Genomic DNA, 12,250 nt, shown 5'->3' on the forward strand with positions numbered 1-12,250 from the left:
GGCGGGGTGAACAGGCAGATAAGGATCGTGCTGGACGAGCACAGGGGCATGAGGCTGGACCATATGGTCAAAGCCGTATTCTGGTACTGCGTGAGCAGGCTCGAATGCCCACCTCCGCCCGAGAGCATCCTGAGGGACATGCCGACCGACGACGACATAGACGGCCTGTACGAGAAGGCCGCCGAGCTCGGCTCAGGGGACGAGTCCGTGGCGAGATGGGGCGACGCGGTGGTGTGGAGCGAGTTCCACTCGAGCAATCCGTGGTCCCATGCCGGCGAATAGCCCGGGACACACTTTTTTGCCTATAACCCTCGTGGGCCAAACTTCAGGTCCTCGAAATGGCAAAAAATAAAGGCTCGCGTTTGCGAGCCTTTATTTGCTTCGTCCAACAGTGAGGAACCTGTCCCCTCCAAAAACAGGATTCTCGCTGTTGCCGAAGTCCGAACTGCGTAGTAGGTCGTTGCATAGTATAGCATCATTTGGCCGAATGCGCGCGACTCTTTTCATCCCGCTTGAGTGATGCGCCTCACCTCGTGCGATTGCGCGATTGGTACTCCGCTCAGCCTCTGGGGATGGTGAAATCGAGCGAATAGGTCGAAGCGTGCGCACCTGCCAGGCGAGGTGCATACTCCTTGCTGCTCCCTTCAGTGATATACTTTCGCCTTACGGAATAAGGACGGGAGAATCATCAATGGTCAACGTGCCGAGCCCGGCAGTTTCAATCGTCGGGCGCCACAATTCGGGGAAAACGACCCTCATCGTGAAGCTTATCGAAGAGCTTGTTGCTCGGGGACACGACGTGGGAAGCGTGAAACATCACAGCCACAAGGGCTTCGACATCGACTATCCGGGCAAGGACTCCTACCGCCATCGTGAGGCGGGCGCTTCGGAGACTGTCATCGCAGCGCCGGGACAGATTGCCCGCATGAAGACGCTCAAGGGCGAGGCGGAATGCTCCGACATCGTGCGAAGCATGCCGGGCCACGATATCGTCGTCGTGGAGGGCTATCGCAAAAGCGGCCTGCCGACCATCGAGCTCATGCGTTCGGGCAACGAGGCGGACCAGCGCGTCGCCGAGGCGTTTGCCTTGGGCGCGGAGCGCGGCTGGGCGCTTGGGACCGACTTCACCCAGATTGCGAAATGCCTTTTCACGCCTGAAGGCGAGCGCATCGAGGGCGCGGAGGAGGCTTTGGACGACAACCTTCGCAACGACGGGGAATGCGCTGCGCAGGCGCCTGCGGACGAAGTTCTCGACGAGCTGGCGGCTGCGGCCGCGGAAGATGGCATCCACCCCGACCTCGTGCGCAAGATGCCCGGCGTGAACACCGTTGCCATCGTGACCGATATTCCTCGCGCAATCGAGGCTGCGGCGATTTACGGTATTCCCGCGTTCGATCTTAACGACACGATTGCCCTCGCTGATTTTGTGGAGTCCCATTTCGTGCGCCCGCGCGTGACGGTGGTCATCCAGGCAGGCGGCGAGAGCCGACGCATGGGCCGCAGCAAAGCGACCGTCCCGTTTTTGGGTCGTCCGCTCATCTGTCGTCTGATCGAGCGCTTAAGCCCCGTGGCTGACGACCTGGTCATCACGACCAACGAGCCCGACAACCTGACGTTCCTGCATCAGGAGTTTCCGCAGCTCAATATCCAACTTGTGTGCGATATCTTCTCAAGCCGCGGCGCGCTGCCGGGTCTGTACACCGCGCTCCAAGCGGCGCGCAACCCCTATGTCGCCATTGTGGCGTGCGACATGGTGTTCGCGTCGGGCGCTCTCGTAGTCGCCGAGGCGCTGTGCATGAACGAGACGGGGGCCGACGTGGTCGTCCCTGTGAACAAGCACGGTTTCGAGCCATTCCACGCGATGTACCGTCGCATGGAGTGCCTACCCGCCGTGCGCCGTGCGCTCGATCGCGGCGAGAAACGCGCGCAGTCGTTTTTCGGGGACGAGTCTGTGGTCGTCCATGAGTTCCCCCAGAGCAAAGTGCTTGAGGCGGAGCCGATGGGCGGCTGCTTCATCAACGCGAACACACCCGATGAGCTGCATGCGCTCGAAGACATGGTGATGGAGGGCTAGCTTCTCCATCGAGGGGATGGCGCCTCGCTGCAGATGCGGGGCCCGCGAAAGGCAGTGATCTTAGAATGCCGAACCTTTCTGACATAGCCGATGTTGCCGAGGCTCTCGGAGGCAAGTCGGTCCTCGTGGTCGAGAAGCGTTGCGTGGCGGTGCGCAACCGCCATTCGACGTGCCGCAAATGCATCGAAGCGTGCGTTGCGGACGCGATCTCGGTCGGCGACAACAGCGTGAAGATCGACGCGGAGGCCTGCGTTTCCTGCGGCGCCTGTACGGTCGTCTGTCCCACCGAGGCGCTTGTTCCCGTCGAGCCTGCCGATGTTGAGCTCGCCAGCGCTGCTGCCTCGGCTACACGTGCGCTCGGCGGCAGCCTCTCCGTGTTCGCATGTGCCCGCATGGCTGCGCGCCGAGAGGGCGATCCCGACAAATACGTGTCCGTCCCCTGCCTTGCGCGCATGGAGGAAAGCCTCCTCTTGCAGCTTGCGTCCCACGGCGTGGGCGATGTGGCGCTCGTCGACGGAACGTGTTCGACCTGCAAGTTCGGCGGTACGAGCGAGGGCGTCACGGCGACGGTTGAGTCGGCGAACTCCCTGCTCGCGGCGCAGGGGTCGAGCGTCCGCGTTCGCCGCGCCTCGGAGTTTCCTCCCGAGGCGATAGAGACGAGCGGGCGCAAGTCGTTCGCCGCGGCGCGCCGCGGGTTCTTCTCGCAGGCGGGCGGTATGGCGAAAGACGCCGTGAAGGTCGCGACGGAGAAGGCGCTCGACGAGACGCTCGGCAAGCAAAATGAGAAGAAGGAGCTGAACCTTCGCGAGCTGCTCCGCCCCGACAAGGACGGTGGGCTGCCGCAATTCGAGCCTTCGCGGCGAATGAACACGCTCGACGCGATGGACGCGATCGGTCAGAGCGTCGTTCCCGAAATCGAGACGCGCCTGTTCGGAAGCGTATCGATCGACGAGTCGAAGTGCCGCGCGTGTGGGATGTGCACCGTGTTCTGTCCGACGGGAGCACTTAAGAAAAGCGAGGAGAAGCCCGCTTCGGGAGAGGGCAGCTACTTGGAGTTCCAGCTGATGGAATGCGTACAATGCAATCTGTGCGCCGACACCTGCCTGCAGAAGTGCATCACGGTCTCCAACGTGATTGCCACCTCCGAGCTCTTCGACTTCGAGCCGCGGCTTATCCATCTTCCCGATCCTCCTGCTCGCGGAAGCCTGCTCTCGCGCCTGAAGTCGACGGGCCGATAACGTGCGCCGTCAGCGAGCGGCCCTTCCTGTGGTCGTATTATTTCGACCGCTTGCGCGATGGGCGGGTTTCTGTGGTATACTGACAACACTTTAGCGCAGTAAAGTGCAGTAGCACAAACAGGGAAGGGCACCGTGCGCGACGAGCGAGCGCGGTGTGCGAAGGAAGGAATCTCATGAAGAAACTGAAGGTAATGGCAGCAGCGGTATGCGCCCTCGCCTTGGCGGCGTGCATGCTTGCCGGTTGCTCCTCCAACAACGCTTCGAACGACAAGAAGGACGCGGCTGCGACCAGCTCGGACAAGACGACGCTCGTCGTCGGCTTCGACCAGTCGTATCCGCCGTACGGCTTCGTCGGCAACGACGGCAACTTCACCGGCTTCGACCTCGACCTCGCTGCCGAGGTTGCCAGCCGCAACGGCTGGGACATCCAGCTCGAGCCCATCGATTGGGACGCGAAGGACACGCTCCTCAACTCCGGCGCCATCACCTGCATCTGGAACGGCTTCACCATGGAAGGCCGCGAGAATGACTACACCTTCTCCGATCCCTACATGCTGAACGCCCAGGTCGTCGTCGTGAAGAAGGGTAGCGGCATCGAGAGCCTCGCCGATCTTGCCGGCAAGAACGTTATCACGCAGACTGACTCTGCCGCCTATGACGTGCTCGCGGGCGACGAGGCGACTAAGGCCGACCTTAAAGCCACCTTCGCCTCGCTTGAGACCATCGGCGATTACAACACCGCCTTCATGCAGCTCGAGTCCGGCGCCGTCGACGCTGTGGCCTGCGACCTCTCCATCGCGCAGTACCAGATGAGCGCCAAGCCCGATGCCTATGTCCAGCTTCCCGAGGACCTTTCCTCCGAGCACTACGCGGTCGGCGTGAAGAAGGGCAACACCGAGCTTGCCGATGCGATCACCAAGACGCTCAAGGAGATGAACGAGGACGGCACCATCGAGAAGCTGTGCGAGAAGTACGCCGAGTACGGCCTGTCCTACACGAACTGGATTCTCAAGTAGTCTTTCGATAAGATAGTTCGCTTGCGGGCATAATTTCCCGCAGGCAGGTGAAAATCGCGGACGGGGCAACCTGTCCGCGATTCGTGTTGCAATAAGAAAGAGGTTGCCGTGGAAATTGGAACCATGCTTTCCATGCTTGGGCAAGGCTTCGTCGTAACCTTGCAGATATTCTTCCTGACGCTGGTGGGGTCGCTGCCGCTTGGCGTGGTGGTGGCGCTTGCGCGCATGAGCCGCGTGAAGCCGATTGCCTGGATCATGAAGTTCTACATTTCCGTCATGCGCGGAACCCCGCTCATGCTGCAGATGTTCTTCATTTACTTCGCTCCCTATTATATCTTCGGAATTCCTCTGAGCATGGAGTCGAAGTTTTCCGCAACGATCGTCGCGTTCATCATCAACTACGCGGCCTACTTCGCCGAGATTTACCGCAGCGGCATCCAGTCGATTCCGCCCGGACAGTACGAGGCCGCCGAGGTCTTGGGCTATTCGCGTCTCCAGACGTTTATGAAAATCGTGCTGCCCCAGGTCATTAAGAGGATTCTTCCCGCTATGGGCAACGAGATCATCACGTTGGTGAAAGACACGTCGCTCGCGTTCGCCATCGGCGTGGCGGAGATGTTCTCGACGGCGAAGGCGCTCGTCGCCTCGCAGGTGAGCATGCTGCCCTTCGTGTTCGCAGCGGTTTTCTACTGGGTATTCAATTTCGTCGTGGAAGTGGTTCTCGGGCGCGTCGAGAAGAAGATGGGTTATTACCACGATTAGCCGTTGGGAAGGTGAGGTTTGGCAATGCCTGAAGATAATGTGCTGGTAAAGCTCGAGCACGGTAAGAAGAGCTTTGGCGATGTCTCGGTGCTCAAAGACATCTCGCTCGAGGTTCGCAAAGGCGAGGTCGTCGCCATCATCGGCCCGTCGGGAGGCGGCAAGTCGACGCTTCTGCGATGCATGACGCTGCTTGAGACGCTTGACGCCGGATCGCTTTCCTACGGCGATTTGCCTGTGGCTGAAGATAACGGGGCAGGGCATGCCGTCTATGGCGGCAAGGATGTGATGAAGCAGGCGAAATCGCGCTTTGGCCTGGTGTTCCAGAACTTCAATCTGTTCCCGCACTACTCGGTGATCAAAAACGTCACCGACGCGCCGGTCAGCGTGCAGAAGCGTCCGCGCGCAGAGGCGCTCGAGCGCGGGCGAGAGCTGCTCGCGAAGATGGGCCTCGCCGACAAGGAGGACATGGTTCCCTGCGAGCTTTCAGGCGGTCAGCAGCAGCGCGTCGCGATCGCCCGTGCGCTTGCGATGGATCCCGAGGTGCTCTTCTTCGACGAGCCGACGAGCGCGCTCGACCCCGAGCTCACGCGAGACGTGCTTAAGGTCATCCGCGACCTGGCTGCTGAGCACATGACCATGGTCATCGTGACGCACGAGATGACTTTCGCCCGCGACGTGGCGGACCGCATCATCTTCATGGACGACGGCCTTGTGGTTGAGGAAGGCCGCGCCGTGGACGTGATCAACAACCCGCAGCAGGAGCGCACGCGCGCGTTCTTAAGCCAGTACCAGCAGGGATAGGGAAGCCTTAGGGGGTACACCCAGAGGTGTATCTGCGTGGTGCAACGATGACGATTGCGCCACGTTTCAGGAGCTCTTCAGGATGGCGTGGTAAGGTTTGCTCAAGAACCCGATGCGGGCGAAGGAGCAAACAACATGAGCGATTACAACGAGAACAATCAGGGTGGATACGACCCTCAGTCAACCAGCCAATCGTTCGGCCAGGGGACGGGCGGCGCGCCGACCCCCCCGAATTCTTACTATCATTACCAGGGCGCAGGCCCGGGTGGTGCGGCGGGGACGAATGCCACGGCGCCAGTCAACCCCGCGTCTTCCTATGCGCAGCCGGCGGGTGCGCACAACGCGCAGGCGTACGCTGCGAAGCAGGACGCAAAGTCCAAGAAGAGCCATTCGGGCGCGAAGACGTTTGGAATCGCGTTCGCGGGCGCTGCGCTTGCATGCGTGCTTGTGCTCGGCGGCGCCGGCGTTGTCAATACAGTGACGAGCGGCTCCCCGTCGGGCTCGACCACGGTGCTCGGCGGCACGTCTTCCGCATCCACGAGCGGCAGCGCCGACGAGAACGCGACGCTTGCGGAAAGCGTCTCCCAGAAATGCCTTCCGTCCGTGGTGGCTATCGACGTGTACACCAACCAGCAGAGCGGCTACTACGGCTACAGCACGCAGAATTCCCTTACCGAGACGTCTCTCGGCAGCGGCGTGGTGCTTTCCTCGGATGGCTACATCGTGACGAACTATCATGTGATCGAGGGCGCCGATGCTCTGAAGGTCACCATCGAGGGCGAGGAATACGACGCAGACATCATCGGCTCCGACCCCAGCTCCGACATCGCGGTCATCAAGGCGAAGAACGCTTCGGGGCTGACCGCTATGGAGTTGGGTGACTCCGACGATCTGACGGTGGGCGAGTGGGTCATGTCGATCGGCAGCCCCTTCGGCCTTGAGCAGTCGGTGGCGACGGGCATCGTGTCGGCTACGAACCGCTCGCAGATCATGGACAACTCTTCCGACTCGTACCAGTACGGCCAGCAGCAGTCGAGCACCACGACGGTCTACACCAACATGATCCAGACCGACGCAGCCATCAACCCCGGCAACTCCGGCGGTGCGCTCGTCGACAAGGACGGCAAGCTCATCGGCATCAACACGCTGATCACGTCCTATTCCGGCAACTACTCCGGCGTCGGATTCGCCATCCCTGTGAACTATGCGGTCAACTTGGCGCAGCAGATTATCGAGGGGAAGACGCCGACTCATGCGCAGCTGGGTGTGTCCCTTTCCACGATTAACGCGCAGACGGCCCAGCGCTACGGCTTCTCGGTGGATGAGGGCGCCTATATCGCAGCGGTGAGCAGCGGCTCTGGCGCTGACTCCGCAGGCCTCAAGGTGGGCGACATCGTGACCGCCTTCGATGGCAAGAAGGTCTCCTCCGCGAGCGATCTTATGCTCGCCGTGCGCTCGAAGAACCCGGGCGATGCGGCCACCGTCACGATCAACCGTGACGGGCAGAGCCAAGACGTGCAGGTGACGCTGGGCTCGGACGAGAGTTCGCAGGCGAGCGCAGGCGCAAGTTCGGGGTCTAACGGCTCGAATGGCTACGGGTCGAGCGGCGGCACGCTTGAGGATCTTCTGCGCCAGTACGGTTACGGCGGCGGCTCCAGCTCGAGCGGGACAAGCGCCAATGCGGGATCGGGCGCGATCGCCCAAGCCGCATAAGCGGACACGATAAGCGAATCGGCACGGTTTCGGCCGCGTGGGGACAAATCCCGCGCGGCCTTTTTCGTTCGAGGTGACGGAAAAGGCGTGCAGTTACGGCTCCGAGGCTCTAGCTTTGGGCCGATTCGGGTAAGATGATTCGAAATGGTTAAATCAAACGCAGAAAAAGGGGTTTCGATGGCCAACGAATACCAGTACAAGCGTGTGCTTCTGAAGCTTTCCGGCGAGGCGCTCGCCGGCGATTTGGGTTACGGAATCGATCCGAAGGTGGTCGATGACCTGGCCGACGAAATCGCGGAAATCGTGCATGATGGTGTCCAGCTCGCTGTCGTTGTGGGCGGCGGCAACATCTTCCGCGGCGTTTCGGGCGCGACGGAGGGCATGGACCGCGCGCAGGCCGACTACATCGGCATGCTCGCCACGGTCATGAACGCGCTCGCCTTGCAGGATTCCTTCGAGCGCCACGGCGTGTTCTCCCGCGTGCAGAGCGCCATCAACATGCAGGAAGTTTCCGAGCCCTACATCAGGCGTCGCGCCATCCGCCACATGGAGAAGGGCCGCGTCGTCATTCTCGCCGCAGGTACCGGCAACCCGTACTTCACGACCGACACCACCGCTGCGCTGCGCGCGTGCGAGCTCGACGTCGATTGTCTCATGAAGGCCACGAAGGTCGACGGCGTCTACGACTCGGATCCCAAGGTCAACCCGGACGCGAAGCGCTTCGATTCCATCAGCTACATGGAAGTGCTCAACAAGGGCCTTCACGTGATGGATTCCACGGCGACGTCGCTTTGCATGGACAACAAGGTTCCTATGATCGTCTTCGACCTGACGGTGAAGGGGAACATTTCTCGCGCGCTCAAGGGCGAAGCGGTGGGAACCACGGTAGAATAACGGCAACGGCCAAGCGAGGGCGCGACCTTCGCGGGCATGCTATCGGCGGCGATGCCGCTCGAAGGGGACGAAAGGAGCTCAGATGAGCATTGACGACATTAAGGCACAGGCCGAAGAGCGCATGGGCAAGGCCCTTTCGGCGCTGCACGAGAACTTTGCATCGGTGCGCACGGGTCGCGCGAACGCGATGGCGCTCGACCGCATCAAGGTGGACTACTACGGGGTTCCCACTCCCGTGAACCAGATGGCCGGCGTGAAGACGCCCGATGCCCATATGCTCGTCATCGAGCCGTGGGACAAGACGACGCTGAAGGCCATCGAGAAGGCGATTCTCGAGAGCGATCTGGGTGTGACGCCTTCCAACGACGGCACGGTCATCCGCCTGCCGTTCCCCGCGCTCACCGAGGAGCGCCGCCGCGAGCTCGTCAAGCAGTGCAAGGCGTACTCCGAGGAAGCGCGCGTCGCCATCCGCAACATCCGCCGCGACGCGAACTCCGCGGTCGAGAAGTGCATCAAGGAAGACAGCTTGCCCGAAGACGAGCAGCGTCGCGCCGAAGGTGCCATCCAGAAGATCACCGACAAGTTCATCGCCGAGGTCGACGAGTCCTTCAAGAAGAAGGAAGCGGAGGTCATGGAAGTTTAGCCCCCTTTGATTCGAGGTCTTTTGAACAAACCGCTTGATATCATTTTCCCCAACCCGCCTTCGGGGCTTGCCCCCGAAGCGCTTGATGCTGCGCGCATTCCCGAGCACATCGCCGTCATCATGGATGGCAACGGCCGTTGGGCGAAAAAGCGCGCGCTCAACCGCCTGAAGGGACATAAGGCGGGAATCGAGGCGGTGCGCGAGACCATCCGCTGCGCGAGCGATCTTGGCGTTCGCTACCTGACCATCTACTCGTTCTCGACCGAGAACTGGAAGCGCCCGCAAGAGGAAGTCGTCGGGCTTATGGATTTGTTCGCGAAGACGATGCTCGCCGAGGTGGACGGCCTTCACGAGGAGCATGTTCGCGTGAAGACGATCGGCGATCTGTCCCTTCTGCCCGAGGAGACGCGCGAGGCGTTCGAGGAGGCATGGGAGAAAACCAAGAACAACACGGGGATGACCCTGGTCGTTGCTGTGAATTACGGCTCGCGCCAGGAGATTCTCCGTGCGGTCAACCGCTGCGCGGAAGAGGTGGCCGCTCGCACTGCCGACGGCCTTGTCCCAAAAGAGATTTCCGCCGAAGACTTTGAGCGCGGGTTGTACACGGCGGGCATGCCCGATCCCGATCTGGTCATTCGGACGAGCGGAGAGGTTCGCTTGTCGAACTTCCTTCTGTGGCAGGTTGCCTATTCGGAGTTCGTCGTGACCGATGTGCTGTGGCCGGACTTCGACCGCTACGAGCTTTTGCGCTGCCTGCTCGAGTTTCAAGGGCGCGATCGCCGCTTTGGGGCGGTGAAGTAGCGTGACCCGCAAGGATGCCGACACGCGAGATGCTGCGGAGGAGTGGAAGCGCTCGGCCGAGCGCAAGGCGAGCCTGAAGGCCGCGCGCGCAACCGATGAGGAAAACGCAGGCCCGACACGTTCTACCCGCATCAAGGATTTTGCTTACAAGAAGACGCCGCAAAAGCTGAAAAATGCAACTGACCTGCAGGTTCGTTTTCGCACAGGTGCGATTTACGTAACCTTGTGCATCGTGTGCATCCTGGTAAGCGACATCTCGACGCTCGTTTTTTTGTGCGCGACGGCGGGGATTTGCGCTGGCGAGTTCTACTATATGCTGCGCGCCGATGCGAAGCTTCCCAACGAGATGCTCGGCATCATCGCCGCGATACTCTACCCCGTAAGCGTGTACTTCCTCGGCGTGGTCGGCGCGCTGTACGTGAGCATCGCGCTTCTGCTCTCGCTTATCGTTTGGTACGTGTTTTGGCTGCGTGCGCGCGTGCCCGATGTCGGCGTGAGCTTTTTCGGTGCGGCGTACACAGGTCTTCTCCTTTCGGGCATCGTGGTCGTGCGCACGGCGCTGCCCGACCCGTGGGGCGGCGTGCTCGTCATCGGCATCTTCCTGAGCATCTGGGCGAACGATTCCTTCGCCTACTTGGTGGGAAGCAAAATCGGTAAGCATAAGATGGCTCCGCGCGTCAGCCCGAAGAAGAGCTGGGAGGGCTTTTTCGCGGGCATCGTTGGTTCGATGGTCATCTGGGGCCTGTTCACGCTGATTCCCGGCTTGAACCTGAACCTTCCCGAGGCGCTCGGGTTCGGTGTGGTCTGCGGTCTTATGGGCGTGCTGGGCGATTTGGCCGAAAGTCGCATCAAACGCAACTCCGGTTTCAAGGATTCTGGCACGATCATGCCGGGTCATGGCGGCCTCCTCGATAGGTGCGACTCCCTGTTTCTCGTCGCGGCATCGTCGGCTATCCTTTTGGTGATTTCCGGGGCAATTCCCTTTAGCGTTTAAACGTCGCTTTTCAAGAAAGGTGCTTTCATGAGGCGTATCGTCGTTTTGGGATCGACGGGGTCGATCGGCACGCAAACGCTCGACGTGGTGCGTCAGCATCCCGATAAGCTTAAGATCGTGGGGCTTGCCGTGAACACGCGCGCCCAGGATATGCTTGCGCAGGCGAAGGAGTTCGGCGTCGGCCACCTCGCCGTGGGCAGCGAAGATGTCGCTGTGGGCGAAAGCGCTTCGGGCCTTGCCGCGTTCGCGAAGCCCTTTGGGGAAGACGGGTCGCTCGGTTTTGGGATGAATGCCGTGGTCGACTTGGTTCGATTATCCGAGGTTGACGTGGTCGTGAACGCGCTTGTGGGCGCTGCGGGCCTGCGTGCAAGCTACGAGACGCTCAAGGCTGGCAAGGTCTTGGCGCTCGCGAACAAAGAGAGCCTTGTTGTCGGCGGCGACTTGATCATGCCGCTTGCAGCGCAGGTCGATGCGGCGCGCAGGGCATCGGGATCTGCTCCCGCGGTGGGGCCGGCGGGCGCGCTCATGCCGATCGACTCCGAGCACGGGGCAATCTACCAGTGCCTGCTCGGCGAGAACGAACGCGAGGTCGCCAAGCTGTGGGTCACCGCATCGGGCGGGCCGTTCCGCGGTCGCACGCGCGACGATTTGCGCGACATCGCGCCTGCTCAGGCCTTGAAACATCCGACCTGGCACATGGGTGCCAAAATCTCGATCGACTCCTCCACGCTCATGAACAAGGGGCTCGAGGTTATTGAGGCGCACCACCTGTTCAACATGCCCTACGACAAGATCGAAGTCGTCGTGCAGCCGCAAAGTGCCATCCACTCCATGGTCGAATACACCGACGGCAGTGTGAAGGCGCATCTGGGGACGACCGACATGCGCATTCCCATCCAGTTTGCGCTCTCGTACCCTGACCGATGGGAGGCCCCGGTCGCGCCGCTCGACTTCCGGACGCTGGGGTCTTTGGAATTCGCCGCCCCCGATGAGAAGACGTTTCGCTGCCTTGCGCTTGCGCGACATGCGGGATCAGTGGGCGGAACTCTTCCCTGCGTGATGAACGCGGCGAACGAGATTGCCGTTGCCGCCTTCCTCTCCGAGCGGGGAAGCTATCTGGGCATTGCGGAATGCGTCGAGGCCGTGATGTCAGAGCACGAATCGCAGGGCGTGCAGAAAGTGGAGAGCATCGAGCAGCTTCAGGCGCTGGACGCTTGGGCGCGTGCGGAAGCCGGGAAGCATATACGCTAGCCTGGAGCTTCATCGTTTTATTCGGGAGGCCGACGGATTGTGCGTCGGCCTCCCGCGCGTTTC

The 12,250-nt window shown here is 61.3% G+C and carries 11 protein-coding genes and 1 pseudogene; all 12 read left to right on the forward strand.

Annotation, left to right across the window (positions count from 1 at the left end; all coding sequences use genetic code 11):
- Window positions 1–282, forward strand: a pseudogene (locus tag Q0G18_RS00290) (IS256 family transposase); the annotation flags it as partial.
- 409 nt (window positions 283–691) lie between these two features.
- On the forward strand, window positions 692–2,074 hold the full coding sequence (gene mobB, locus Q0G18_RS00295) for a molybdopterin-guanine dinucleotide biosynthesis protein B (protein ID WP_297148382.1): 1,383 nt from the start codon (window positions 692–694) through the stop codon (window positions 2,072–2,074).
- 65 nt (window positions 2,075–2,139) lie between these two features.
- Window positions 2,140–3,312: a 4Fe-4S binding protein gene (locus Q0G18_RS00300; RefSeq protein ID WP_297148384.1), complete on the forward strand. Its 1,173-nt coding sequence runs from the start codon at window positions 2,140–2,142 to the stop codon at window positions 3,310–3,312.
- Between the two features lie 173 nt (window positions 3,313–3,485).
- On the forward strand, window positions 3,486–4,328 hold the full coding sequence (locus Q0G18_RS00305) for an amino acid ABC transporter substrate-binding protein (RefSeq protein WP_297148386.1): 843 nt from the start codon (window positions 3,486–3,488) through the stop codon (window positions 4,326–4,328).
- A 108-nt stretch (window positions 4,329–4,436) separates the two neighbouring features.
- Window positions 4,437–5,090, forward strand: coding sequence for an amino acid ABC transporter permease (locus Q0G18_RS00310; protein WP_297148388.1), 654 nt, complete (start codon window positions 4,437–4,439; stop codon window positions 5,088–5,090).
- Between the two features lie 24 nt (window positions 5,091–5,114).
- A complete protein-coding gene (locus tag Q0G18_RS00315; protein WP_297148390.1) occupies window positions 5,115–5,891 on the forward strand; it encodes an amino acid ABC transporter ATP-binding protein in 777 nt (258 codons plus the stop codon).
- Between the two features lie 135 nt (window positions 5,892–6,026).
- The gene (locus Q0G18_RS00320; RefSeq protein WP_297148392.1) at window positions 6,027–7,604 is read left to right on the forward strand and encodes a trypsin-like peptidase domain-containing protein; all 1,578 of its coding nucleotides are present in this window, start codon (window positions 6,027–6,029) and stop codon (window positions 7,602–7,604) included.
- Window positions 7,605–7,781: 177 nt separating this feature from the next.
- On the forward strand, window positions 7,782–8,498 hold the full coding sequence (gene pyrH / locus Q0G18_RS00325; RefSeq protein ID WP_158049653.1) for a UMP kinase: 717 nt from the start codon (window positions 7,782–7,784) through the stop codon (window positions 8,496–8,498).
- Window positions 8,499–8,580: 82 nt separating this feature from the next.
- Complete coding sequence (gene frr / locus Q0G18_RS00330; RefSeq protein WP_297148395.1) at window positions 8,581–9,141, forward strand: ribosome recycling factor; 561 nt, start codon at window positions 8,581–8,583, stop codon at window positions 9,139–9,141.
- 21 nt (window positions 9,142–9,162) lie between these two features.
- Window positions 9,163–9,942, forward strand: a complete 780-nt coding sequence (locus Q0G18_RS00335; protein ID WP_297148397.1) for an isoprenyl transferase — start codon at window positions 9,163–9,165, stop codon at window positions 9,940–9,942.
- Window positions 9,943–10,015: 73 nt separating this feature from the next.
- Window positions 10,016–10,936: a phosphatidate cytidylyltransferase gene (locus tag Q0G18_RS00340; protein WP_297148486.1), complete on the forward strand. Its 921-nt coding sequence runs from the start codon at window positions 10,016–10,018 to the stop codon at window positions 10,934–10,936.
- A 27-nt stretch (window positions 10,937–10,963) separates the two neighbouring features.
- Window positions 10,964–12,187 (forward strand): 1-deoxy-D-xylulose-5-phosphate reductoisomerase, encoded by a 1,224-nt coding sequence (dxr, locus tag Q0G18_RS00345; RefSeq protein WP_297148399.1) that lies wholly within the window; start codon window positions 10,964–10,966, stop codon window positions 12,185–12,187.
- The last annotated feature ends 63 nt before the right edge of the window (window positions 12,188–12,250 follow it).

Origin of the sequence: uncultured Ellagibacter sp. (assembly GCF_934636505.1) — a bacterium.
In the GTDB taxonomy this organism is placed as follows: domain Bacteria; phylum Actinomycetota; class Coriobacteriia; order Coriobacteriales; family Eggerthellaceae; genus Ellagibacter.